Genomic DNA, 25086 nt, shown 5'->3' with positions numbered 1-25086 from the left:
AGCGAAAGTAGCAACGAGCCCGTGCCCCTTCACCCGAATCGGCCAGTATATAGGGCATAATGGATCACCGTATCTAGCACAAGAAAGGTCCTAGAAAAACGTGTCTGACAACAACTATCCGAACGCGACTCAGCGCGATCAGGCGCTGTCGGAGCTAGAGAAAGCTCTGAAGTCCCGTGAGCGCAAGGCCAAGATCGCACCGCTGGGCGTGGTCGCAGCAACCCTCGCCGTGCTGGTGGTCATCGTCGGCGGAATCTGGTTTGCCGCCACCTACTCCTCTGACGAGGAGGAAGATCAGGTCGCCGAAAGCGAGCAGCAACAGTCCGAAGAGCCGGACGTGAAGCCCGTGGCGCTGCCGGCAGGCCCCAAGGAGCCCTACGGCGAGACCGTGAAGTGCGAGTACAAGAAGGATCCGGAGGGCGAGCTCAGCGACGCCGGACTGCCCAACGGCAAGAACGTGACCGCCAAGGGAACCGAGAAGGTCACCTTGACCATAAACGGCAAAGAGGTCGGCCTGGAGCTGGCCAACGACAAGTCTCCGTGCTCCACCAACTCCTTCAAGCACCTGGTAGAGAAGAAGTTCTACGACTCCACTAAGTGCCACCGTTCTGTGAAGTCCGATTCCATGACGATCCTGCAGTGTGGCGACCCCGAGGGCACCGGCGCAGGCGGCCCGGGCTACTCCTTCGCGGATGAATTCCCGAGCAACGGTGTAGACAAGGACAAGGCTGAAACGCCGGTCAACTACAAGCGAGGCACCCTGGCGATGGCCAACAGCGGCCCGGATACCAACGGCAGCCAGTTCTTCCTGGTCACCGGCGACACCACCCTGCCGCCGAGCTACAACGTCTTCGGCACCATCGACGAGTCCGGCCTGAAGGTGCTGGACAAGCTGATGGAAAAGGCACCTGAGGGCGATGCCTCCCCGTCCGAGGACATCAACATCGAGTCCGCAGTGCTGGGTTAGTCTTCTAGGGTTAGTTTTCTGGGGTTAGTTTTCTGGGCTAGCCTCCTCGGCTAGCCACCAGTCGTGACGCGATAGACGTCGTAGACGCCTTCGACGTTGCGCAGCTGGTTCATCATGTAGCCCAGCTGTTTCGTGTCCGACACCTCGAAGGTGAAGCGGATCGTCGCCACCCTATCACCCGCGGTGTGCGAGTTCGTGGCGATGATCGGCACCTTCTGGTCAGAGACCACGCGCGTGACCTCAGAGAGCAAACCGTTGCGATCCAGACCCTCGATCTGGATCGTGACCATAAACACCGCATTGTGGAAGCTGCTGGCCCACGAGACCTCGATGATCCGCTGCGGCTCCTGGTGCAGCTTCTCGGCGTTGGTACAGTCCGTGCGGTGCACGCTTACTCCCCCGCCCTTGGTGATGAACCCGAAGATCTTATCGCCCGGCACCGGGGTGCAGCACTTCGCCAGCTTCGCGGAGAAGTCTGCCTCCCCCTGCACCAGAATGCCGGAGCCATCGCCGCGGCCTTCCTGCGGGGTGTTCGCAATCTTCGAGGTCGCCGAACCCGACTGCAGGACGTCATCTGCCTCGGATTCCGGCTCCATCCCCTCCACCAAGCGGTGGCAGACGTGCCCGGCGGTGACCTCTCCCCGCCCAATGGCCGTGTAAAGTGCCTCGACATCCTGGTAGTTCATGTCGCTGGCCAGCAGCCGCAGGGATTCGTGAGTAAACAGGCGGTGCACTGCCAGGCCACCGCGCTGCGCTTCGGCGGCCAGCAGGTCGCGCCCCTTCTCCGCAGCTTCCTCGCGGCGCTCCTTGGCAAACCACTGCCGGATCTTCGCCTTGGCACGCGGTGAGACGACGATGTTCATCCAGTCCTTCGACGGCCCGGAGTTCTGGTCCTTTGAGGTAAAGACCTCCACCTTGTCGCCGGTGTTCAGCTTGGATTCCAGTGCCACCAGCTTGCCGTTGACCTTCGCACCAATGCAACGGTGCCCGATTTCCGTGTGCACTGCGTAAGCAAAGTCGATCGGCGTGGAGCCGTTCGGCAGTGTGATGGCATCGCCCTTCGGCGTAAACACGAAGATCTGGTTCGTCGACAGGTCGTAGCGCAGCGAATCCAGGAACTCGTTCGGGTCCGCAGCTTCCTTCTGCCAGTCCAGCAGTTGGCGCATCCACGCCATCTGGTCTACCTCTGCGGACTCGCTGTTGTTGTTGCCACGGGTTTCCTTGTACCGCCAGTGCGCGGCGATTCCGTATTCGGCGTTGTGGTGCATCTCGTGAGTACGGATCTGCACTTCCAACGGCTTGGTGTCCCGGCCGATCACAGTGGTGTGCAGCGACTGGTACACCCCGAAGCGCGGGGAGGAAATGTAGTCTTTGAAACGCCCCGGCATCGGCTGATAGAGGGTATGGATGGCACCGACGGCCGCGTAGCAATCCTGCACGCTATCCACCAGGATGCGCACGCCCACCAGGTCAAAGATCTCGTCAAAGTCGCGGCCGCGCACGATCATCTTCTGGTAGATCGACCAGTAGTGCTTCGGACGGCCCTCCACGGTGGCGTGCAGCGAACTGCGCGACATTGCCAGCTCGATTTCCTGCTTCACCTTCGCCAGGTACTGGTCGCGCTTCGGGGCGCGGTCGGCAACCAGGCGCACAATCTCGTCGTATTTCTTCGGGTAGAGGATAGCGAAAGCCAGGTCCTCCAGCTCCCACTTCACGGTCGCCATGCCCAGGCGGTGGGCCAGCGGGGCGATCACCTCGAGGGTCTCGCGTGCCTTTTTGGCCTGCTTTTCCGGAGGCAGGAAGCGCATGGTGCGCATGTTGTGCAGGCGATCAGACACCTTGATCACTAGCACGCGCGGGTCCTCCGCCATGGCGACGATCATCTTGCGGATGGTTTCCGCCTCCGCCGCGGAGCCCAGCACCACCTTGTCCAGCTTCGTCACGCCGTCTACTAAGCGGGCGACCTCGCTGCCGAAGTCGTGGGAAAGTTCATCCAGGGAGTAATCAGTATCCTCCACCGTGTCGTGCAGCAGCGCTGCGACCACGGTGGTTGTGTCCATGCCGATCTCCGCAGCGATCGTCGCCACCGCCAGCGGGTGCGTGATGTAGGGCTCGCCGGACTTGCGCTTCACGCCCTCGTGCAGCTTCTCGGCGGTAGCATAGGCGCGGTTCAGCAGAGCGAGGTCGGCACGCGGGTGAAAGCGCCTGTGCACGGAAATGAGCGGCCCCAGTACGGGGTTGATCTTTGGCTTACCGGTGCCGGTCAGGCTTCGCGCAATGCGAGCCGCCATCCACAGCGAACCCTTTTCGTTGCTCATAGCCGCTTCAAGTCCTGCCTGTTTCTTCTCTTCTTTTTATTGACGCCACCTGCGCCAATGACCCCTGGGGGTATCAGACGGCCTGGTCGACCACGTAGAGCGGAAGATCCTTCAGACGATCGCGACCGTCCAACGCGGATACTTCGAGCACCACGCCGAGTCCGCAGACCTTCGCCCCGGCGTTTTCCAGCAGCTCGCGCGAGGCAGCGAGCGTACCGCCGGTGGCTAGCACGTCGTCGATGAGGAAGACGTTCTTGCCCTGCAGCGGGATCGCGTTGTCAGCCGGGATCTCTAGTGAGGCCGTGCCGTACTCCAAAGCGTAGTCCACATGGTGGACAGGAGGCGGCAGTTTGCCGCCTTTTCGAACTGCCAGGATGCCCACACCCAGCTCGTAGGCGACGGCGCTTCCCAGCAGGAAGCCACGGGCATCCAACCCGCCAATCAGATCAATATCGAAATTGCGGCAATGCGCCGCTAGATCCTGCACTAAAAGCTTGAAGGAGTGCGGGTCTGCCAGCACGGGGGTGAGGTCTTCGAAAACGATGCCGCGTGAGGGAAAGTCCGGGACAACCCGGATGCTTCGGCGCAGCGCGCTTGCCGCGGTCTGTGCGCGCTGGGGATTGCTGTCTTTGTCGGCGTGGTCGGCGTGGTCGGCGTGGTCGTCGGAAGTCAAGCTCTTAGGTCACTTTCTCTTTTGGTGGCTGCAATTGTGCGATCAGCCCTAGTTCTGGGTGTCATCCTTTTGGGGCTCATCATCTTCAGGAACTACAGGGGACTCACTAGCCTCGGTTCCCTCCGCCCCGTCGTTGCCTTCGTCGGAGGCACGGCCGGTCGCCACAGGCTCGTCGGACTCCACCCAGCGATCCATGTTCCAGCTCACCCCCGTATCCGAGGAACTATCCAGCACATTAGCTGCATGAACCTCCGCCAGGATAGTGCGCGGCTCGGTCACCAGCGGTAAAGTCATGGCGTCGTCGGCCAAAGCAGTCTCCGCACCCCGGATCTCCTTGATACTAGAGGCCTGTGTGGAGTTCACCGCCGAGTTTCGGCCGTTGGCCGAACGGGTGTCGAGGGCTACGTCGTAATCCACACCCAGGAGTCCGTAGTCTTCAGCGCTGCGAGGCACGGCCTCGATACTTACTCCCGCCTCCGCGCACTGGGACTTAAGGGCGTCAACAATCTTCTTATACCGCGGCACGGAATCCAGGAAGCCCACGCGGATAGTCATCCCGTTCAACTGCGATCGGGCCTCATCGACATTGACCTTGGTATTCCGATCGTTGATGTCGTCCAGGTAGCCGCGCAGCGGGTGCTCGGAGCCAACCACTCGCAGGCCGGTCGGCTGGACGGCCGCTCCGGTCTCCTCCTCCACGGCCTTGGCGATCGCCTCCCGGTCGATGCAAGCATTCAGAGCCTTGCGGGAGTCGGGATTCTGCAGCAGGCCAAGGTCGGAGACACGCAAGGTATCCACGCGCTCAGAGTTGTTCTCAACCACGCGGAACTCGTCGCTGTTCAACCCCAGGTCCTTAGCCACTTTGCCAGGAGTCTCTCCGGCACCGCGATTGGTATCCACCACGGAAAGCTGGTTGTGCTCCCCCAGCTTCTTAACGTCCGCCCCCTGTGGCCAGAGGTACACCGGGGATTGGGCCGGCTCAACCCCGCTCCATTCAGGATTCTTCTCCAGCTTCAGCGAGCCATCTTCCTTTCGGGCAGCAATCTTGTACGGCCCGGAAGTCGGCACCTGGGAAGGATCAGTCTTGGCGAAGGTGAACACATCCTGCCAGGCCCTACCCAGATCCGTCAGCGTTTGTTCGTCCATGCCGTCGATGGCGGACACGACATCTTCCACCCCGGCCTTCTCCGCCACAGTGTGGGAGGGCAGCACCGTGCCAGGCCCGAATAGCTCGCGGTAGCGTTCACCGCGCTTGTCGGCGAAGTGAACACTGAACTGCTTGGCGCCCGCTGCGCAGTCGATGTTCTCCACCTGGCCAAACAGCGGCATGTCGGCGCCGAAGAGGTCCGGGCGGGAGCTGGCCTGGAAGCTCAGCAAAAAGTCATCGCACACCACGGGCTTTGAATCCGAGTAGGTGGCGTTCTCGTTAATGGTGTAGTCCACCTGTCGAGGATTCCCGGGCGCTGGCTTGGCCGTCACCAAGTCGCCATTCGGCAGGTTCTGTCCGCGTGGCCCGGCAATGAAGGCTCCCGGGTAGAGTCGGGCGGAAATTTTCGCGGCATCCGTCGCCACGCCCACCGCTGTGCCCGCGTTGGAGGTCACCAGGTCGCTGGTCAGCACGTATCCGAACTGCTCCGGCGTGCTACTCAGTGGGGAATCCTCCGAACAACCGGCCAGACCGGCTGCAGCCAGGGCTGCGGATAGCGCCAAGGCTGCGGTGGACCGTACTGCATCCTGCTTGCGGATCACTGGTCGCCTTCCTTCCTCCAACACATCTACACGAAAAGAACCTGCGGGCCTCTCCGGGCTACATGCCCGGGCGCCAGGACCTTCCGGCGTCTTCGTTGTGGGTCTCGCGCTTGAAGTCCTCCGTAGAATCGTCTGCCAGGCGGGCATTCGGGCTGGATACGCTGCGCTTTCCGGCCTTCCTCTCCGCACCTGCATCCGCGTCTGCGGCGGAACCTCCTACCTTTTCGTTGGCATCTTCGGCGGTCTCCACTGCGGCGTCCTCATCAGAAGAACTCTCCTGCGACGCGGCGAGGGAACGGGCACGCTCTACTCGGGCCTCGTGCTGCTTGTACTTCTGCTGGCGCATCTTGAACGTCACAAGCAGCGGTGCGGCAAAGAAGATGGAGCTAAACGTACCGGCGATCACGCCGATGAACTGCACAAGCGCCAGGTCCTTCAGCGTGCCCACACCCATGATGCCCACGGCAACGATCAGCAGCGAGGCGATCGGCACCAGGGAGAAGATGGAGGTGTTGATCGAGCGCATGATCGTCTGGTTAATGGCCAAGTTCGTTTCCTCGGCGTAGGTAGCGCGTGTGGAACCAAACAGGCCGGACGTGTTTTCCTGCACCTTGTCGAACACCACGACCGTGTCGTAGAGCGAGTAAGCCAGAATCGTGAGCAGGCCGATCACGGTCGCCGGCGAAACCTCGAAGCCAATCAGCGCGTAAATACCGGAAACGACGGTGAGGTCGATCAACAGACAAATAATGGCCGCGGCGGCCATGTCGCGCTCCATGCGGATCGCGATGTAGAGGAACACCGCCAGCAGGAATACGCCCAGGGCGATGAGCATCTTCTTGGTGATGCTGCTACCCCACGATTCGGAGACTGTGGAGTCGCTGATCGCATCCTGAGTGACTTCGCCGACGTTATTCTTCGGGTGATACTCGTTGAACAGCGCCGAACGGGCCTCGCGGATCTGCTCCTCGCTCAGGCGCTCGGAGTTGATTTCGATGGATTCGGCATCGCCGCTACCGACAGTCTGGGTGGACTGCGATGCCGGTGGCTTCCTCAAAGACCTCGGAAACGCTAGATTCGGTGGCTCCGCCTGCCGGCGGCATGGTCATACGAGTGCCGCCCTCAAAGTCGATGCCCAGCGAGAAGCCGCGCACCAGGATGGACAGCAGACAAGCCACTACCACCGCGACGAGGATGCCATAAAGGCGACCGCGGTTCTGCACAATGCGGAAGCCGCCGTTGCCGTTGTAAAGCTTCTCGAAGAAGCCCGCCGCCTCGGTATCGGGCGCGTCGACCGGGGTGGCTTCGGCCGCCGAAAGTTCGTTAGACTCCACGGCCTCGGACTCCTTCGCGCTTAGGGTTTCGGGGTTACTCATTTACTTCCCCTCCTTGTCGTCGGTGGCCGGGGTATCTGCCTTTGTGGACGCCTTGTCTTGCGCATCATCCGGGTCTTCAGCCTTGTCGGCCTTCTCTGGCTTGCTGGCCTTGTCGGCCTTCTGGGCCGACTTAGCCCGCACAGCGTGCTCGTGGGGCTTCCGCCCGTACTTGCGCTCCGCAACGCGGTAGGCTGCGCCCAGGCCGTTGAGCTTCGGCGAGGCGAAGTGTGGTCGGCGGGACATCAGGATCAGCAGCGGGGCGGTCAGCAGGAACGCCACCACCAGGTCGAACACGGTCGTCAGACCCAAGGTGAACGCGAAGCCCTTGACGTCGCCGACAGCCAGGAAGTAAAGGATCACAGCGGCGATTAAGGAGACGATGTTACCCGTTACGATCGTGCTGCGAGCCCGCTGCCAGGCGCGTGGCACTGCGGAGCGGAACGTAGCACCATTCTTGATCTCGTCCTTGATCCTCTCGAAGTAGATCACGAAGGAGTCGGCCGTGGTGCCAAGGCCGATAATCAGGCCGGCGATGCCCGCCAGATCCAGGCTGTAGCCGATCCAACGCCCCAGCAGAACAATGAATCCGTACACCAGGGCGAACGCCGCGACGAGGGACACGATGGCCACAACACCCAAACCGCGGTAGTAGGCCAGTGCGTAAAGGCCTACCAGAACCAGGCCCACCAGACCGGCAATGACGCCGGCCTTCAGGGAAGCCGCACCCAGCGACGGGGAGATTGTCGTGGTGGTACCGCCCGGCTCGCCGTTCTCACCGACGAAGCTCAGCGGCAGCGCGCCATAGCGCAGGTTGTTAGCCAGGTCCTGGGCCTCCTTTTCGGAGAAACTACCCGTGATCTGGGAGACCTCGCCCGGGGGCGTCGGCGACTGGATCTCAGGCGCGGAAATGACCTTGGAGTCCAGGGTGATGGCCACTCGCTTGCCCATCATCTCTTGGCCTAGTGCGTACCAGGTCTCGCCACCCGGGGTCTGCTCGCCGGTCTTGAACTTGAAGGTGATGGCCATCTGCGCCGAGTTCGGCTGCAGGCCGCCGGTGATCTGCGAGTTCGTGTCGATCATCTCTCCGGTCAGGCGCTCGCCGTTCTTCTCGTCGGTCTCGCCCTTCAGCAGCGGCGCCGGGCCCAGAACCATGGGACCCTGGTCGCTACAGGTGACCAACGGCTTGTCCGCATCGTCGGATCCTGCCATGGGATCGTTAGCTTCACAGTCCAGCAGTGCACCGGCTGCCTGCTGCTTGTTTCCGTCCATGCTCTGGCGGTCTGCCTTCAGCACCTCGACCTGCTTGTCGCGGCGTTCCTGCTCCTCGACAGAATCCTTTGGCTCCGCCGGTGGCTTGGCGGAGACCTTCAGCTCCTTCGGCGCATCCTCCAGGCCGAGCTGTGGGAATGCCTTAACCATTTGCCCAAGGCGCTCGTTGGCGAAATCTGGGGTGATAATTCCGTTCTCTACCCAACGGTTCGCCATCTTCTTCAAGGCCTGGGGGAAGTCCTTGGTGGGCTGCCCCGGCTGCGATTCGGGGCGGAACAGCAGCTGCGAGGTCTTGCCGAGCGAGCGCGCCTCGCCCGCGTCCGATCCGGGAACCGTAATGACCAGGTTGTTGCCATCCGTCACCACGGAAGCACCGGAAACGCCCATGCCGTTCACGCGGTTTTCCAGAATCGTGCGCGCCTGGCTCAGCTGATCCGGCGTGGGCGTATCCCCCTGCGGAACCAACGTCACTCGGGTACCGCCTTGCAGGTCGATGCCCAACTTTGGCTCGAAGGACTTGTTGCCCGTAAACATGATCAAGCCCAGCACGATGAGGACGACCACCACGAATGCGGCGAGCGCCCGCTTCGGCCACGCGAAGCCGCCCTGTGCAGCAGTTCTCTTTTTCTTCTTTGCCACCGCTTTAAGTCTCCTGCAATCCAGCCGCGAACACGCGCGACCGGTGTACTAAAAAATCTAACCCCGTGATACTAACGCCTGGGTTCGGACAAACGGAATACCGAACCAGCTAGTTAGTCTTCTTTTTCTTCGGTCAGCTGCGTCTCTTGCTGCGAGCCCGGCTCCACAGAGTCGACGGTCTCCAGGATGGAAACCTTCTCCCAGGTGGTCACAACACCCTGTGCAATCTCCAGGTCGATGGTCGTATCCCCCACGTGGACCACACGACCGTGGATGCCGGAGGTCGTCTTCACGACCATGCCTGGACCCAGCTGATCCTGAAACTGCCGGATCTCCTGAACCCGCTTGTTTTGCTTGCGGATCTGGATCAGCGGCAAGCCGACGAACACAAGTAGGACAAGGACGATGAGAATAATGTCAATTGGCATAGTGACAATTTTGCCACATGCCCTCCGCGCATCCCCTTTGCCCCGTTATAGCCCGATTGTGCCCTCCGGCGGTTCCAGCCCGATGTGCCGCCACGCCGCCGCGGTCGCCACGCGCCCTCGCGGGGTGCGGCTCACCATTCCGGCGCGCACGAGGTAGGGCTCGCACACTTCCTCGACCGTTGACGGTTCTTCACCTACCGCTAGCGCAAGGGTATTGACGCCCACAGGTCCACCGCCGTGGCCTTTCACCAAGGCTTCGATGACTGCCCGGTCGAGCCGATCCAGCCCAGATTCGTCCACGTCGAAGACCAGCAGCGCGGCACGCGCCACCTCGACGGTGATCTTTCCGTCGGCATTCACATCCGCGAAGTCGCGCACTCGGCGCAGCAGTCGGTTGGCGATACGCGGGGTTCCGCGGGAACGGGATGCAATCTCCGCTGCGGCGTCACCAGTAATCTCAACTCCCAAGATGCCCGCAGCGCGCGTGACAACCCGGGTCAGGTCCGCAGTCTCATAGAACTCCATCTGGGCGGTGAAGCCAAAGCGGTCGCGCAGCGGGCCGGTGAGCATGCCCGCGCGGGTGGTGGCGCCCACCAGAGTAAATGGGGCGATTTCGATGGGGATGGAGGTGGCGCCGGGGCCCTTGCCGACGATGACGTCGATGCGGAAATCCTCCATCGCCATGTAAAGCATCTCCTCGGCGGGGCGTGCCATGCGGTGGATCTCGTCGATAAACAGTACGTCGCCCTCCATGAGGTTGGAGAGCATGGCGGCCAGATCGCCCGCGCGCTCGAGGGCGGGGCCGGAGGTCATGCGCAGGGAGCTGCCGAGTTCCTGGGCGATGATCATCGCCATGGTGGTCTTGCCCAGGCCGGGCGGGCCGGCCAACAGTACGTGGTCAGGGGCTACTCCGCGAGACCGCGCACCGCCCAACACCAGGTCCAGCTGCGTGCGCACCTTCGGCTGACCGATGAACTCATCCAGTGACTTGGGGCGCAGCGAAGTATCAACGTCCGATTCCCCGGCGGATTGCTGCGGGTCCAGGTCCGCGTTCTGGGAGAAGCCTTGGCCGCCGGGTGCGGCGCCCGGCCCCACGCCCGGTGGAAGTTCAAACTCTGTGCGCTCGGTGTCGCTCATGGTCTCTAGTTTCCCCTATTCTTCAGCAGCGTACTTGCGCGTCCCTGTGCCTATTTAATTGTCGCCAGCGAGGCGCGCAGCAGCCCGGAAGCGTCCGGGGCTTGCGGGGCCGACCACTGAGCCAGAACTCCATCAATGGTGGTACCGGCCTTGGACTCCGTAAACCCGAGCCCCACGAGCGCCTCGAGGACCTGTTCCCGCACGTCCGTCGCCACGGCCTGGCCGTCACCTGCAACGCCGGCCGCACCAACCGCGCCCGCAGCACCGGTATCCGCGATCTCTCCCAGATCCGCCACCTTGCCCTTCAAATCCACAGCCATGCGTTCGGCCAGGCGTTTACCCACGCCGGGGGCCTTCTGCAGGGTCTTGTGGTCGCCGTTGGATACCGCTCGGGCGAGTTCCTGCGGGCTAATAACCGACAGGATCGCTAACGCCAGGCGGGCGCCCACGCCGGAGACGGACTGCAGGGTGGCGAAGGCGCGCTTTTCGTCTGCATCCTTGAACACGTACAGCGTCTGCGAGTCCTCGCGCACCACCATCGCGGTCGTCACGAAGACTTCCTCGCCCCGCGGCAGCTCCGAGATGGTGGTGGCGGTACCGATGCACTGGTATCCCACGCCCGCACACTCAATGATGACGTAGTCCAGGCCCTTATCAATCACAGTTCCGCGCAGCGATGCGATCATGGTTTCCCCTTTACTAGATGGTTCAGCGGCGCCCGCCAGCAATGGCACACGGCCAGCGCCAGCGCATCGGCCGCATCCGGCGGCTTGGGTGCTTCGCTCAGCCCCAAGATACGGGTAATCATGCGCGTCATCTGCGCCTTATCCGCCCGGCCGTTGCCGCTGATGGACTTCTTTACCTCGCTGGGGGTGTACATGTGCACATCTACCCCGCGCCTGGCGGCGGCCAGCATCAGCACGCCGGAGGCGTGGGCGGTGTTCATCACCGTGGAAACATTCGAGCGCTCGAACACGCGCTCCAGCGCCACCACGTGCGGTTGGTAGTCGTCAAACCACTCCTCCACCGCGTCGAAGAGCTTGTTGAGGCGCCGCTCCACCGGCATGTCCGACGGAGTACGCACCACTCCCACGGCCACGGGGTACACGGCCCTCCCCTTCCCCGCCTGCACCACGGATAGTCCGCAGCGCGTCAGCCCGGGGTCTATCCCCATGACGCGCAGCCCGGCCAGCGAGGTCGGGCCGCCGACGGGGCTGCCCCAGGCGGAATTATGTGGAGTGTTCATCGTGTAGCCAAGAATAGCACACGTGTTTTAATTATTCGCTGTCCAGCTCCGCCAGCACGTCATCCGGCACATTCATGTTGGTGAACACGTTCTGCACATCGTCGGAATCCTCCAGCGCGTCGATCAGGTTGAACACCTTCTTCGCTGTGGTGGCATCCGCCGGAACCTCCATGGACGCGCGGAAGTCGAGCTCGATGGAGTCGTAGTCGATCTCGGCTTCCTTCAGCGCGTCACGCACCGCGTTGATGTCGGAGGATTCGCACACGACCTCGAACTTTTCGCCGATGTCGTTAACCTCTTCCGCGCCGGCGTCCAGCACGGCGAGCAGGATGTCGTCCTCGGTGTTTTCGCCCTTCTCCAGCACTGCCACGCCCTTGCGGGTGAACAGGTAGGAAACGGAGCCCGCGTCCGCCATGTTGCCGCCGTTCTTGTTCATGGCGGTGCGCACATCGGTGGTGGCGCGGTTTCGGTTATCAGTCAGGCACTCGATGAGCATAGCCACACCGTTGGGTCCATAGCCTTCGTACATTACGGTTTCCCAGTTAGCACCGCCGGCCTCTTCGCCGGAGCCACGCTTGCGGGCGCGCTCGATGTTGTCGTTGGGCACCGAGGACTTCTTAGCCTTGGTGATCGCGTCCTGCAGCGTCGGGTTTGCGCTGGGGTCGCCACCACCGGTGCGAGCTGCCACTTCGATGTTCTTAATCAGCTTGGCGAATTCCTTGCCGCGCTTTGCGTCGTTGGCAGCCTTCTTGTGCTTGGTAGTTGCCCATTTGGAGTGGCCGGCCATGATCCTCTTTCGGTAGTCGGGTTCGTTTGTATCGCTTCCATACTAGACCCCCACGGTGTAGCCGCCGTCACGTACGTCGCTTTTTCTTTATGACGCCCCTACGCCCCCAACAGCTGAACCTATGCCGCAGCTATTCCACGCCGTACTGCTTGACCATTCGCAGGAAGTACTCGTGCACGCGATCATCCTCGGAAAGCTCCGGGTGGAAGCTGCATCCCAACACGTGGCCCTGCCGCACGCCGACGACCGTGCCGTCCGGCAAGGTGGACACAACCTCGACACCATCCCCCACTTCTTCCACCTTGGGAGCGCGAATAAACACGGCCTCGACGGGCGTGTCGATATCTCCGAACGGCAGCTGGGTCTCGAAGGAGTCCACCTGGCGGCCGAAGGCGTTTCGCCGCACTGTGATGTCCATGGCGTGCAAGCTGTGGGCGTCACTACGAGTGTCTAAGACCCGATCGGCCAGCAGAATCAGCCCGGCGCACGTGCCGAACACGGGAAGGCCGTCGGCAACCAGCGTCCGCAGAGGCTCAAGCATTCCGCCGAGTTCCAGCAGCTTGGACATGGTGGTGGACTCGCCGCCGGGCATGATCAGCCCGTCGAGGCCCTCCAGGTGCTCGGGGCGGCGAACGGCGCGAGCCTCGTGGCCCAGGCGTTCGATGCTGCGCATGTGCTCGACGAAGCCGCCTTGCACGCTCAACACGCCAATGATCATCGGCCTACTGCTCCTCTTGCTCCTTCAGCGGCACCGATTGGGCGCCGTCGCGCAAGGTGCGGGTCAGCCCCTCCTGGGTGACCACGGCCACCAGGTCGCCCTGCTGGTTGAAGATCCGCCCGTGGGTCAGCGCACGGCCACCGTGAGCGGACGGAGAAACCTGGTCGTACAACAGCCACTCGTCGGCGCGGAAGGGACGCAGGAACCACATGGCGTGGTCCAGCGAGGCCTCCTGGAACTCCGCCGGACGGTGCGGCACCAGCGCGGACGACAACAGGGTCATGTCCGACATGTAGGCCAAGGTGCAGACGTGCAGGGTGTCGATGTCCGGCAGCTTGGACTTCGTGCGGAACCACACCACCTGCTGGGAGGCCGTGTACTTGTTGTGCTCGTAGTCCTCCGGCGGGACGATGCGCACGTCCCAGTCGGCCCACTCGTCGCGGAACAGGCGCTGGACGCTGGTTAGCGACTCGGTATCCACCGCGATGGACTCGGGGTCCGGCACCGCGCGCATCTCGTCGGAGTGCTGCGGGCCGTGGTCATCACGGATATGGAAACTGGCCTGCATGATGAAGATCGCCTTGCCGTCCTGCACCACCTTCACAGAACGGGAGACGAAGGATCGACCGTCGCGCACACGGTCAACCAAGAACACCGTCGCTGCATCGGGGTTACCCGGACCAACGAAGTAGCCGTGCAGGGAGTGCACGGCGAAATCCTCGCTGACGGTGCGGGTGGCCGCCACCAAAGCTTGCGCGGCAACCTGGCCGCCGTACGTGCGCGCCAGCTTCGACGGCAGCGGGCTGCCGCGGAAAATGTCGCGGTCGATGCGCTCTAGATCCAGAACATCCAGGATCTTCGGACGGTGCGGAGCCATTACCAGCCGCGCTCCGCGAGACGGTGCGGCTGCGGGATCTCGTCGACGTTAATGCCGACCATGGCCTCGCCCAGGCCGCGGGAGACCTTGGCGACGGTAGCCGGGTCGTCGTAGTTCTGGGTAGCCTGCACGATAGCGCGGGCGCGCTGCTCCGGGTTGCCGGACTTGAAGATGCCGGAGCCGACGAAGACACCCTCGGCGCCCAGCTGCATCATCATCGCAGCGTCGGCCGGGGTGGCGATACCGCCGGCGGTGAACAGAACGACCGGCAGCTTGCCGTTGGCAGCAACTTCGCGCACCAGCTCGTAGGGAGCCTGCAGCTCCTTAGCGGCCACGTACAGCTCGTCCTCGGCCATGGAGGTCAGACGGTTGATCTCTGCCCGGATGGTGCGCATGTGGGTGACCGCGTTAGAGACGTCACCGGTGCCGGCCTCGCCCTTGGAGCGGATCATGGCCGCACCCTCGTTCACGCGGCGCAGCGCCTCGCCCAGGTTGGTAGCACCGCAGACGAAGGGAACCTCGAAGTCGAACTTGTCGATGTGGTTCTTGTAGTCGGCCGGGGTGAGCACCTCGGACTCGTCGATGAAGTCCACGCCCAGGGACTGCAGAACCTGTGCCTCGACGAAGTGACCAATGCGGGCCTTGGCCATAACGGGGATCGAGACGGCATTAATGATGCCCTCAATCATGTCCGGGTCGGACATGCGGGAAACGCCACCTTCGGCGCGAATATCGGCGGGTACGCGCTCCAGAGCCATAACGGCGGTGGCGCCGGCATCCTCGGCGATCTTTGCCTGCTCCGGGGTAACGACGTCCATGATCACGCCGCCTTTGAGCATGTCGGCCAAGCCGCGCTTCACGCGAGCGGTGCCGGTGTTCGCAGCAGAAGAGTTATTGGTCACGATGCTTGACTTCCCATCTATGAAGAGTTTTAGATCGGCTCTAGTCTAACCTGTCTACTTTCCAATCCCACTATCGGGATTGGATTAAAACTAGCCCTCCGCTAAGCCCCCGTTGTTGGCGGAATCTTCGCTGGGTGCGGGGCTGGACAGAAGAGCTTCGTAGTACTCCGGCAGCGGCGCCCGGCCGGCCAATCGCAGGGCGCGTACCAGAGGGCGGGAGCGCACGCTCAAGGTGTCGGAGACCGCATCGTTGTAGAAGCGGGCCGCCAGGTCTACCTTCGCCGAGGCTTCCAGGAAGTTCGGGTTGGTCCACACTTGCGAATCCAGCTCGCTCAGCAGCTCGTTCTCCGCCTCGCTGCGCGCGCCCATGTCGGTGGCCCGCAGCGCTACGCGGTTCACATGCGCCACGTCCTGCCCTAGCTCCGGTTGCAGCGTTGCGACCACGCTCGAGCGGGAGTGCAACGCCCCTTCCAGGCTCACGCGCGCGGAGTCCGTGCGGATGTGCAACCGGTTCAGCCGGCTGGCCATGCCGGAGGCCCACACGCCCGCGACGATCGCGAGGATCAAAACCACCGCGACAATGAAGACCCACACGGGAATCGTGATCATGCTAGTGTCACCCTTCGCCCCTTGACCGTCACCGTGTCATACACCTGCTCCACCTGGTCGGTGACAGTCTTCCAGTCGAAATCGACGGCCCGCTGCGCCCCGGCTGCGATGAGCTTGCCTCGGCCCGCGTCGTCGCGCAGGAGGCCAATGGCCTTCTCGGCCAGGTCCTCGGCCGAACCATTGCGGAACAGGCGCGCGGACTTTCCGTGCTGGCCGACGGCTTCAAAAGCCGGGATGTCGCTGGCCAGCACCGCCGCCCCGGCTGCCATTCCCTCCACCAGGACGATGCCGAAGCTCTCGCCGCCGGTATTCGGAGCCACGTAAACATCACTCGCGCTCAGCGCGCTGGCCTTGTCCGCGTCACTGACGCGGCCGAGAACGCGCACGTGGGCGTCACTAGGCTTCGCACTGGGCCCCAACCCCACACAGACGGACAGGCCGAGCTTCCTTACACGCTCGACCAGAGCGTCGATGTCGCCGCCACCGGCGATGATCAGCTCCACGTCTGGCACTTCCGTAACGATCCGGGGCATGGCCTCCAACAGGATCTGCAGCCCCTTGCGGGGTTCTTCGAAACGGCCCAGGAACATCAGGCGAGGACGCGGCCGAGATTGCTCGAGCGTGCCCAGCCCAGCCAGCGGTTCAGCGTTCCGGTAGACGGAGGTCTCCACGCCATTGGGAATCAGCACCGGGTCACCTGCGAGGTTCTCCACCTGCCAACGGCGGGCCTCCTCGGAAACCGCGATGCCACCGTGGATGCGCTCCAGGTAGGGGCGCAGGAAAGGAAGCGCCACTTTAAGGATCTTCGACTCGCTGGCCGAGGCGTGATATGTCGCCACGATCGGCCCTTCCGCCACGGCCATGGCCATCATCGAATAGGACGGGGAGTTCGGCTCGTGGATGTGCAGCAGGTCGAACTGGTTATCGCGGATCCACTGCTTCAGGTGCTTCTTCGTCCGCGGGCCGAAGCTCAGCCGCGCGACCGAGCCGTTATAGCGGATCGGAATGCTGGAGCCACCGAGCTCCACAAAGTCTGGCAGCCCCTCGGTGGATTTGCCGGGGCCGATCAGGCTGACCTCGTGGCCGCGCTTGCGCAGTTCGGTGCACAGGTCGATGGCGTGGATCTGCACGCCGCCCGGTTCGTCGAAGGAATACGGGCAGACCATCCCTATCCTCATTGGCCCTGCCCTTCCGTCTGGCTTTCTTCACCCAGCCCCAGGCGCTTGCGGCGGGCTTCCGATAGGTCCGAAAACCACAGCGGCTGCAGCATGTGCCAATCCTGCGGGTCCATGGCGATGCCGCGGGCGAAGTTATCCGCCATCTGCTGCACGATCTGCTGCAGGCTCCGCCCCTCCACCTCTACGGGCGTAACCTCGTGCTCCCAGGTCTCCGGCGTGCCTCGACGCTCGGGACGGGGGTCCGTCGACCCGCCGCGGAACGCCACTCTTGCGGTGAACAGGTTCGCCCCGGTGCGCTGCGCCAGCAGCGCCGCACCCGCGGGCATGGAGGTCTTCTCCCCGAAGAACTCCACCTCTACTCCGTGGCCGGTCAGGTCACGCTCCCCCATCAGGCACACGGTTCCACCGCCGCGCAGCACTTCCTCCATCCGCTCCAAGGGAGGCACGTCCGCACCCGTCAGCGCGATGATCTCAAACCCCAGCGACTCGCGGTACTCTACGAAAGCCTCAAACAGGATCTCCGGCTTCAGGCGCTCGGCGACGGTGGTGAAGGTCCCGTAGTGGTGCACCAGCCACACCCCGGCCATGTCCCAGTTGCCCGCGTGTGGCAAGGCGATGACGGTGCCTCGGCCGGATTCGGCGCTCGCGTGCAGCAGCTCCAGCGAGCCGGGCACAAAATTGCGGTTGAGCTCCTCCGCCAGCTCGCGTCCGGCCATCGCCGGTAGCTGGAAGGCTTCGCGCCAATAGCGCATATAGCTACGCATGGAACGGCGCACAAGGTCGCGCGTGACGTTCTCCGGTCCGACGATGCGGGCGAGGTTACGGCGCAGCTGTTCTGGGCCTTTACCCTTTTTGGACGCCACGTCCGCGCCCCATTCGAACAAAGCTTTCGCCACCGGCTTCGGCAGCTTGGAGGTTATCTTCCAGCCGGCGATATAAGCCGCGGCCGACAGCCGCTCACCCATTAACCCTCACTCCCCTCGGCGGGGAACTCGCGGGCTCCTTCTGGGGCGGCAATGGTCTGGGAAGCGGCGTCCGAACGAGCAACAATCGCCAGCCGCTCGACGACCGTGTACAGCGAACCAGCGGCGAGGATCCACAGACCCCACGCCAGAACGTGCGGCACGCCGAGGCCGCCGATACCGACGGCGACCAGGGAAATGATGAGGCGCTCCGGGCGCTCGATGAGGCCTCCCACGACCTTGATGCCCGAGGCCTCCGCGCGAGCTTTGACGTAGCTGGTGACCTGGCTGGCGACAAGGATGACCAGGCAGACGCTCATCATCACCACGTTCGCGGGCTCCTGCAGGCCAAACCAGAGAACCAGGGCGCCGAAAATGGCGCCGTCGCTGAGGCGATCGCAGGTGGCATCTAGCGTGGCACCGAAGCGGGTGCCGCCGCCGCGCATGCGAGCCATCGTGCCGTCGACCATGTCGGTGGCTACCGTAAGGCCGATGAGTACGGCGGCGGCGAAGTGGTGACCGGAGGGAATCAGCCAGAGTGCGAAACCGATCGCCAGCAGGGTGCCGAAAACGGTTACTGCGTTGGGGGTAATCCCCATCTTGTGCAGCACCCGGGCGATCGGTTCAATGATGACCGCGGCGGGGCCACGGCCGTGCACGCTAAGCATCGCTGAAGTTATTCTCCCTAATGGTTTGAACCGCTAGTCGGTGGAACGGGTAACGCTTTCCCAAGCCTCTGCCAGCAGCGCCCGGGTCTCCCGCAGCGTCTGTGGCAACACCTTGGTGCCCGTCATGACTGTCATGAAGTTAGCATCACCGGCCCACCTGGGCACTATATGTTGGTGCAGGTGTGTCGGAATGGACCCTCCGGAGGCCTTACCCAGATTGAGGCCGACGTTCACCGCATCGGGCTTGGAAACCGCCCGCAGTGTCTTCAGCGCGATCTTCGTAAACTCCGCCAGCTCTGCGGTTTCTTCAGCGCTGAGCTCCGTGTAGTCGGCAACCTGGCGATAAGGAATCACCAGCATGTGGCCAGGGTTATACGGGTACAGGTTCAGCACGCAATAGACGGACTTGCCGCGGGCGACGATCAGCGCATCTTCGTCCGAAAGCTCCGGCAGCGTGGCGAAGGGGTCGGCAGATCGCTTGGATTTGGCGATGTACTGGGAGCGGTAGGGCGCCCACAGTCGCTCCAGCCCGCCTTGCAGGTCGGGTTGGGAGCCCACGCCTGAGTCCACATACGCTTCGGTCTGCTGTTCCGGTTGCTGCTCTGGCTGTTGCTGCTCCACTGCGGTGTTAAGCCTCCACCAGCGGCTGCACCAGCTCCGAGCTCGGCTGGTCGTTGCGGCGCTCAGCGATCCAGGTGGAGATGATCCGCAGCGCATCCTCGCGCGGCACGCCATTGACCTGGGTGCCGTCCAGGAAGCGGAAGCTCACGGCGTTCGCCTCCACATCGCGGCCGCCGACCAGCAGCATGAAAGGTGCCTTGCCGGTGGTGTGGTTGCGAATCTTCTTCTGCATGCGGTCGTCGGAGGTGTCTACCTCCGCGCGGATGCCCTGGGCGCGCAGGTCTGCGGCGAAGTTCTCCAGGTACTCATTGAACTCGTCGGCGACCGGGATGCCGACAACCTGGTGCGGGGCCAGCCATGCGGGGAACGCACCGGCGTAGTGCTCCAGCAGCACGCCGAAGAAGCGCTCGATGGAGCCGAAGAGAGCGCGGTGGATCATGATCGGGCGCTGCTTGGAGCCGTCCGGTGCGGTGTACTCCAGGTTAAAGCGCTCCGGCAGGTTGAAGTCCAACTGCACGGTGGACATCTGCCAGGTACGCCCGATGGCGTCGCGAGCCTGGACGGAGATCTTCGGGCCGTAGAAGGCCGCGCCCGCCGGATCCGGAACCAGCTCCAGGCCGGACTTGGTGGCCACGCGCTCCAGGATCTGCGTGGAACGCTCCCAGATCTCGTCGGTGCCCACGAACTTGTTCGGATCCTTGGTGGATAGCTCCAGGTAGAAATCATCCAGGCCGTAGTCGCGCAGCAGGGAGATGATGAACTCCAGCACGGTGGTCAGCTCTTGCTCCAGCTGATCCTCGGTGCAGTAGATGTGCGCGTCGTCCTGGGTGAAGCCACGCGCGCGAGTCAGGCCGTGAATCACGCCGGACTTTTCGTAGCGGTACACGGTGCCGAACTCGAACAGGCGCAGCGGCAGCTCGCGGTAGGAGCGTCCGCGGGAGGCGAAGATCAGATTGTGCATCGGGCAGTTCATGGGCTTGGCGTAGTAATCCTGCGCCGGTTTGGTCACGTTGCCCTCGTCGTCAGTTTCCCCGTCCAGCTGCATGGGCGGGAACATACCGTCGGAGTAGAAATCCAAGTGCCCGGACTTCTGGAACAGATCGCCCTTCGTGATGTGCGGGGTGTTGACGAAGCTATAACCGGAGGCAATGTGGCGCTTACGGGAGTGCTCCTCCATCTCCAGGCGCACGATGCCGCCGTCCGGGTGGAATACCGGGAAGCCGGAGCCAATCTCGTCGGGGAAGCTGAACAGATCCAGCTCCTGGCCCAGGCGACGGTGGTCGCGCTTCTCGGCTTCTTCCATCATCGTCTGGTATTCCGCCAGGGCTTCCTTCGACTCCCAGGCGGTGCCGTAAATGCGCTGCAGCCCGGCCTTGGACTGGTCACCGCGCCAGTAGGCAGCGGAGGAACGAGTCAGAGCGAAAGCCGGGATGTAGCGGGTGGTCGGAACATGCGGGCCGCGGCAGAGGTCGTACCACTCGACCTCCCCGGTGCGCGGGTTCACGTTGCTGTAGGCGGTCAGTTCGCCGGTTCCAACCTCGGTGGCTTCGTCGGAGTCCGGATCCACATTGCCCTTGTCGGCAATCAGTTCGGTCTTGAAGGGCTCATCTGCGTACTCCGCGCGAGCCTGCTCTGCGTCGGCATAGGCCTTGCGTTCGAACTTCTGGCCGGACTTGATGATCTTCTTCATCGCCTTTTCCAGCTTGTTCAGATCCTCCGGGGTGAAGGGCTCTGCAACCTGGAAGTCGTAGTAGAAGCCATTGTCGATGGCCGGGCCGATTCCCAGCTTGGTGCCGGGGAATTCCTTCTGCACTGCCTGTGCGAGCACGTGGGCGCAGGAGTGGCGGATTACGCCGCGCCCCTCATCGGTGTTCGCCGGAACGGCGGCGACGTCCACGTCCTGCTCGGGCACCCAGGAAAGGTCGCGCAGCTGGCCAGCGCCCTCCCCCTCGGTCTCCTTCACACAAACGATGGCTTCCGGACCCTTGTTGGGAAGACCCAGCTCGCGCATGGCGGCTCCGGCCGGGGTGCCGGCCGGAACGCGGAAAGTAACGGCAACTGGGGTGATTTCGGGGGTACTCACTTGTGGATCGTGCTCCTTCTCGGGCTTTAGCGACGGTCACATACCTGGTGACAGTCCTCAACGCCCGTAGATTCTACCCCTCTAGGATCTCTTGCCCCCAGTACGCCCCGTTTTGCGTGCCGGGCAGCACCCAGAAGACCGCCGAACCGACGTGGGTGATCCACGTGTTCAGCCGGTCCTTCTCCGCGAGGCGCTTCTGCAGAGGCGTAAATGCCTCGTCGGGATCCGCCTGGAAGCAGATGAAAATCAGCCCGCTGTTGCCCAGGGGCGTGACTTCGTTGTCCCAGTTGTACGCGCGGCGCCTCATGTGGGTGCCCTCGCCCGCAGTAATTCCAACGTGGCTGCGCTCGTCGATCAGCGGCAAGCCGTCATCGCCGGTCTTGTTGAGGTCCACCGAGTCGAACTCGTCCTTCGCGCCCAGCGGCGCACCGGTGTCCGCGTGTCGGCCGAACACGACCTCTCGGGACTTCCGATCCAGCTGTTCCCACCCCGGCATGTCGAACACGACTCGGCGGACCACCATTGCGCTGCCGCCCTGATCGTCCCAGATTGCCTCGTCGTATTCTTCGTCGGTGCGGGGAATGGCGGTGCCGTCCTTGAAGCCCAGCAGGTTACGGGGAGTTTCGCCTGTCGGCGAATCCACGAATCCGCGCTGGGTCCACTTCGGCGTCGCATAATCACGACCGCCGCGGGTCAGCACACGCGCGGCATGGCTCACGGCCGTGAGGTCGTCACCACAGATCTGTAGGACCACATCGGCACCACCGAAGTCCGGGTCGAGCTTGTCTCCCTTGAACTTCGGCAGCCCGTTGAGGTTCTTCTTCACCCAGGAAGGAGCCGCGCCAATCAAGTCCGCATCCTTGATCAACTTGGGCCCCCACCCCGCAGTCACCGTCAGGTTCTGCGGGGCTATAGATAGCTCGTGTTCCAGGTCCGCCAGGGCAACCTGCCCCTGGGTTAGGGAACGCGCATCACCGGTCCAGATGCGCATCAGGCGCTCCAGGTTCTTCTTCAGCCCATCGCGCGGTAGCCCGTCCCTCTTGAGGTTAAAAGCCACCAACAGCGCGTGGTTCTGCGAGTCTTCCCGGATACCCGCCTGGTGCGGGCCATCGAAATCAATCTTTCTTATTGACGCCCCATCGCCAGCACCACCGTTCCCAGCTGTAGAAGCAGAGTCTTCTGCTGTGCTGCAGGCTGCCAGGACGGAGGCGGCGCCGGTCATCCCCAGTCCCGCAAAGAAGCCACGGCGAGTGAACTTCACACCTCGGGTGGGCTCGGGGGTGGGGGCGTCAGAAATGGAAGGAAGAAAACGTGCGGGTTCAGGCATGGGTATTAGTGCTCGTGTCCGTGCTCTTCACCGTGCTGCATGCCGTCCATGCCTTCCATGTTGCCGCCGTCTTCGTCACCGTAGTGCTCGTGGGTGGACTGCTGAACACGCACCGGAACGTTATCCAGCTTGTACTCGTTGCCATCCTCGTCGACCAGGGTGAAGGACAGGGAATCGCCAGCGGCGATCTCGTCGGAAACTTCCATGATCATGATGTGGTTTCCGCCCGGCTCCAGCACGCTATCCTCGCCCGCGGGGATCGTCAGGCTCGAGATCTCCTGCATCTCGCCGTCAGCGTTGACCTCGTGCAGCTCGTACTTCGCACCGTCAATGTCGCCCTTCACCTCGGTGATGGTGATGTCCTTGTCGGTGGTGTTGTGCAGAGTGCCAAACACAGACGTCATGTTCTTGCCTGCAGGCTTGGCGGTGACATAGGAATCGTTGAACTCCAAAGCCTGCTCGTCCGCAGCCTTGTCGTCGGCGGAATCAGCGGACTCAGTGGACTGAGTAGCCTCCGCCGAGGTGGAAGCGTCGTTCTTATCTTCCCCATCGTCCGAGCATGCAGAAAGGAACAGCGCGCTGCTCAACGCAACGGCAGCCGCGGCTGCGGCACGCTTCTTGGTGTTGTTCAAGGAGGTCAGGGACATAACAAACCTTTCAATTAAAAGGCGTGCGGGCTTCCCAACCATTTGTGTGCCCGGGGCTATATCCCGGACACGCTATACGCGATCTCTAGCGTTTCGCGTGCTAGTTGGTGGCACCCGACGCGGATGCTGCGCCGGTGGCGGTTGCCTCGGCGTTACCGGTGGCCACTTCAGCGCCGCCCATCTCAGTCTCTACGGAAGCGTCGGTCTCCTCCGCATCGGTAGCGTCGGTCTCTTCAGCCTCGGACTCGGACGAGTCGGTAGCTGCTTCCTCGGTGGACTGGATGCTCGGGCTAGCCGGGCCGGTGGTTGCGGTGTCCTCGCGCTGACCGCCGTCATTCTCGTTAGGAGGGGTGCAAGCGGACAGTGCAAGGGCGGTGGTCAGAGCCAGAGCGGCAGCGGTTGCAGAGCGGAACTTCTTCACGGGAAATCTCCTGATCAGGTAATCGTCAACTAATCGGACATGAGGAACGCTCTATCCAACCGCTGTCGGCTAGTCGTCCTTCAAGTCGCGAAAGCGTGCGATGGCGATTGCCAAAGCACCCACAACTACGACGATACCGCCCAAAGGCAATAACCAAGAAGGAACACTCAGGGACTGCTCCCCCTGTGCCCCCTCCTCGGAACCCCCTTCGGACTGGCTTTCGCCGCTACCGCTGCCTTCGCCGCCATCCGCGGAAGCCAGATTGAACTTCAGGCTGCCACGGGTGGAGTGACCGTCGGAGCTAGTGATCTGGTAGCCGACGATGTACTCGCCACCGTCCTTCTTCTCCTGCACCTCAGCCGGAACATCGACGGACAGCTCCCGGCCATCGGCCGCCGGCTCGTCGCGGAAGAGCACCTCACCATCGTGCGACAGCGCGATGGTGTTGAAGCCCTCCTGCGGCTCACCCGAGAAGTTCAGTACGATCTTCTCCGGCAGGTGATCGACCGTAGAGTTGGCCTCCGGGGTGGACTTCACCACGACGTCATGGGCAGAAGCTGGAGCACCAAACCCCACGGAAACGGCGGCAACCATTCCAGATGTCGCCAGGATGCGGGCGAGTGGGCGTCCAAAAGAAGAAAAACGGCGAGGCATGTAAACGGTGAACCTTTCTGTCACGACACTGCTAACACCATAGCGCCGAAAAGACTGAGCTCAATCCGCCGAGTTTTCCCAGCGCTACCCAAGTAGTCGGGCGCCGCGAGCAAAGAGTTCCCAGGCCATACCCCCCCTCGGGGGGCACCTTGGGGGGAGAGAAAAAGAAAACCGCCCGGCGAAATTGCCAGGCGGTGAACTGTGGTTCCAACTGGGTTCGAACCAGCGACCTTTCCGGTGTGAGCGGAACGCTCTTCCACTGAGCTATGGAACCTTCAAGAGGGAAAGGTACCACTAGCCACTAAGCAAGACCAAAACCCGTAGGTGGACGCTACATTCGTGACACAATCAAGCCGCTTTCACACCGCTCCGATGAATTGCAAGATTGTAGTTCAGCAGTGTTACATCGGTGCGAGAGCAGCCTCCCGAAGCCCGGATCTACCTGGGGATTTGTGAACTAGGTGACTAACAGGCTAGTGTTTGTTGTCGCAGCGACGAAGAATTGCTTTTAAGCGTTCAGGGTTGCTTGTGCGGATGTAGCGCAGTTGGTAGCGCATCACCTTGCCAAGGTGAGGGTCGCGAGTTCGAGTCTCGTCATCCGCTCCACGCTCAAGCAATATCCCGGGCTAGTTTCGGGGCTTGGGTTGTTGTTTTAGCGCGTTTAGCTCAGCGGGAGAGCGCTTCCCTGACACGGAAGAGGTCACTGGTTCGATCCCAGTATCGCGCACAGGATCCCCTTCGGATCCACCTGCGAAGGCTTAGAAGCCTTTTGCACGCGGATGTAGCGCAGTTGGTAGCGCATCACCTTGCCAAGGTGAGGGTCGCGAGTT

23 protein-coding genes, 3 tRNA genes and 1 pseudogene are annotated in these 25086 nt (G+C 62.7%); 3 read left to right on the top strand and 24 right to left on the bottom strand.

Features of this window, described 5'->3' with window-relative positions; all coding sequences use genetic code 11:
- The first annotated feature begins 100 nt into the window (after positions 1 to 100).
- Positions 101 to 967, top strand: a complete 867-nt coding sequence (locus tag Q0331_RS09240) for a peptidylprolyl isomerase (protein WP_298076064.1) — start codon at positions 101 to 103, stop codon at positions 965 to 967.
- A 50-nt stretch (positions 968 to 1017) separates the two neighbouring features.
- On the opposite strand, the gene Q0331_RS09235 is transcribed toward Q0331_RS09240, so the two are convergent.
- From Q0331_RS09235 to Q0331_RS09120, 24 genes and pseudogenes are all read right to left on the bottom strand, one after another.
- Entirely contained in the window at positions 1018 to 3285 is a 2268-nt protein-coding gene (locus Q0331_RS09235) for a bifunctional (p)ppGpp synthetase/guanosine-3',5'-bis(diphosphate) 3'-pyrophosphohydrolase (protein ID WP_298076062.1), read from the bottom strand.
- A 73-nt stretch (positions 3286 to 3358) separates the two neighbouring features.
- Entirely contained in the window at positions 3359 to 3958 is a 600-nt protein-coding gene (locus Q0331_RS09230; RefSeq protein WP_298076061.1) for an adenine phosphoribosyltransferase, read from the bottom strand.
- Positions 3959 to 4006: 48 nt separating this feature from the next.
- Positions 4007 to 5707, bottom strand: coding sequence for an ABC transporter substrate-binding protein (locus tag Q0331_RS09225; RefSeq protein ID WP_298076060.1), 1701 nt, complete (start codon positions 5705 to 5707; stop codon positions 4007 to 4009).
- 58 nt (positions 5708 to 5765) lie between these two features.
- A pseudogene (gene secF, locus Q0331_RS09220) lies at positions 5766 to 7083 on the bottom strand (protein translocase subunit SecF).
- The gene (gene secD, locus Q0331_RS09215) at positions 7084 to 8991 is read right to left on the bottom strand and encodes a protein translocase subunit SecD (protein ID WP_298076059.1); all 1908 of its coding nucleotides are present in this window, start codon (positions 8989 to 8991) and stop codon (positions 7084 to 7086) included.
- A gap of 113 nt (positions 8992 to 9104) precedes the next feature.
- Positions 9105 to 9419, bottom strand: coding sequence for a preprotein translocase subunit YajC (yajC, locus tag Q0331_RS09210; RefSeq protein ID WP_298076058.1), 315 nt, complete (start codon positions 9417 to 9419; stop codon positions 9105 to 9107).
- Positions 9420 to 9464: 45 nt separating this feature from the next.
- A complete protein-coding gene (ruvB, locus tag Q0331_RS09205; RefSeq protein WP_298076057.1) occupies positions 9465 to 10556 on the bottom strand; it encodes a Holliday junction branch migration DNA helicase RuvB in 1092 nt (363 codons plus the stop codon).
- Between the two features lie 50 nt (positions 10557 to 10606).
- A complete protein-coding gene (gene ruvA, locus Q0331_RS09200; RefSeq protein ID WP_298076056.1) occupies positions 10607 to 11242 on the bottom strand; it encodes a Holliday junction branch migration protein RuvA in 636 nt (211 codons plus the stop codon).
- A complete protein-coding gene (gene ruvC / locus Q0331_RS09195) occupies positions 11239 to 11802 on the bottom strand; it encodes a crossover junction endodeoxyribonuclease RuvC (protein WP_298076054.1) in 564 nt (187 codons plus the stop codon). The genes ruvA and ruvC overlap by 4 nt, the downstream gene beginning before the upstream one ends.
- A gap of 31 nt (positions 11803 to 11833) precedes the next feature.
- Positions 11834 to 12589 (bottom strand): YebC/PmpR family DNA-binding transcriptional regulator, encoded by a 756-nt coding sequence (locus tag Q0331_RS09190; protein ID WP_298076053.1) that lies wholly within the window; start codon positions 12587 to 12589, stop codon positions 11834 to 11836.
- Between the two features lie 130 nt (positions 12590 to 12719).
- Positions 12720 to 13307, bottom strand: a complete 588-nt coding sequence (gene pdxT / locus Q0331_RS09185; protein WP_239198614.1) for a pyridoxal 5'-phosphate synthase glutaminase subunit PdxT — start codon at positions 13305 to 13307, stop codon at positions 12720 to 12722.
- A 4-nt stretch (positions 13308 to 13311) separates the two neighbouring features.
- On the bottom strand, positions 13312 to 14184 hold the full coding sequence (locus Q0331_RS09180) for an acyl-CoA thioesterase II (protein WP_298076052.1): 873 nt from the start codon (positions 14182 to 14184) through the stop codon (positions 13312 to 13314).
- A complete protein-coding gene (pdxS, locus tag Q0331_RS09175) occupies positions 14184 to 15086 on the bottom strand; it encodes a pyridoxal 5'-phosphate synthase lyase subunit PdxS (RefSeq protein WP_298076051.1) in 903 nt (300 codons plus the stop codon). The genes Q0331_RS09180 and pdxS overlap by 1 nt, the downstream gene beginning before the upstream one ends.
- 90 nt (positions 15087 to 15176) lie before the next feature.
- Positions 15177 to 15695, bottom strand: coding sequence for a hypothetical protein (locus Q0331_RS09170; protein ID WP_298076050.1), 519 nt, complete (start codon positions 15693 to 15695; stop codon positions 15177 to 15179).
- Positions 15692 to 16873 (bottom strand): glycosyltransferase family 4 protein, encoded by a 1182-nt coding sequence (locus tag Q0331_RS09165; RefSeq protein ID WP_298076049.1) that lies wholly within the window; start codon positions 16871 to 16873, stop codon positions 15692 to 15694. Before Q0331_RS09165 ends, Q0331_RS09170 begins: the two co-directional genes overlap by 4 nt.
- Positions 16870 to 17838: a phosphatidylinositol mannoside acyltransferase gene (locus Q0331_RS09160; protein ID WP_298076048.1), complete on the bottom strand. Its 969-nt coding sequence runs from the start codon at positions 17836 to 17838 to the stop codon at positions 16870 to 16872. The genes Q0331_RS09165 and Q0331_RS09160 overlap by 4 nt, the downstream gene beginning before the upstream one ends.
- Positions 17838 to 18503 carry a phosphatidylinositol phosphate synthase gene (gene pgsA, locus Q0331_RS09155; RefSeq protein WP_298076047.1) on the bottom strand — a complete coding sequence of 222 codons (666 nt, stop codon included), beginning with the start codon at positions 18501 to 18503 and terminating at the stop codon, positions 17838 to 17840. The genes Q0331_RS09160 and pgsA overlap by 1 nt, the downstream gene beginning before the upstream one ends.
- Positions 18504 to 18536: 33 nt before the next feature.
- A complete protein-coding gene (locus tag Q0331_RS09150; protein WP_298076046.1) occupies positions 18537 to 19124 on the bottom strand; it encodes an HIT domain-containing protein in 588 nt (195 codons plus the stop codon).
- A gap of 7 nt (positions 19125 to 19131) precedes the next feature.
- Positions 19132 to 21135, bottom strand: a complete 2004-nt coding sequence (gene thrS, locus Q0331_RS09145; RefSeq protein ID WP_298076065.1) for a threonine--tRNA ligase — start codon at positions 21133 to 21135, stop codon at positions 19132 to 19134.
- Positions 21136 to 21280: 145 nt separating this feature from the next.
- The gene (locus tag Q0331_RS09140; protein ID WP_298076045.1) at positions 21281 to 22534 is read right to left on the bottom strand and encodes a Dyp-type peroxidase; all 1254 of its coding nucleotides are present in this window, start codon (positions 22532 to 22534) and stop codon (positions 21281 to 21283) included.
- A gap of 5 nt (positions 22535 to 22539) precedes the next feature.
- Positions 22540 to 23181: a copper chaperone PCu(A)C gene (locus tag Q0331_RS09135; RefSeq protein WP_298076044.1), complete on the bottom strand. Its 642-nt coding sequence runs from the start codon at positions 23179 to 23181 to the stop codon at positions 22540 to 22542.
- A gap of 100 nt (positions 23182 to 23281) precedes the next feature.
- Positions 23282 to 23602 (bottom strand): hypothetical protein, encoded by a 321-nt coding sequence (locus tag Q0331_RS09130; protein ID WP_239386832.1) that lies wholly within the window; start codon positions 23600 to 23602, stop codon positions 23282 to 23284.
- 69 nt (positions 23603 to 23671) lie between these two features.
- A complete protein-coding gene (locus Q0331_RS09125) occupies positions 23672 to 24256 on the bottom strand; it encodes a copper resistance CopC family protein (RefSeq protein WP_298076043.1) in 585 nt (194 codons plus the stop codon).
- Positions 24257 to 24458: 202 nt separating this feature from the next.
- A tRNA-Val gene (locus Q0331_RS09120) sits at positions 24459 to 24530 on the bottom strand.
- 256 nt (positions 24531 to 24786) lie between these two features.
- Between Q0331_RS09120 and Q0331_RS09115 the strand changes: the two genes are divergently transcribed.
- A tRNA-Gly gene (locus Q0331_RS09115) sits at positions 24787 to 24862 on the top strand.
- Positions 24863 to 24911: 49 nt separating this feature from the next.
- Positions 24912 to 24983, top strand: a tRNA-Val gene (locus tag Q0331_RS09110).
- Positions 24984 to 25086 lie beyond the last annotated feature (103 nt).

Source organism: uncultured Corynebacterium sp. (assembly GCF_937999985.1).
In the GTDB taxonomy this organism is placed as follows: Bacteria; Actinomycetota; Actinomycetes; order Mycobacteriales; family Mycobacteriaceae; genus Corynebacterium.
This window is presented reverse-complemented; position numbering and strand designations above follow the sequence as displayed.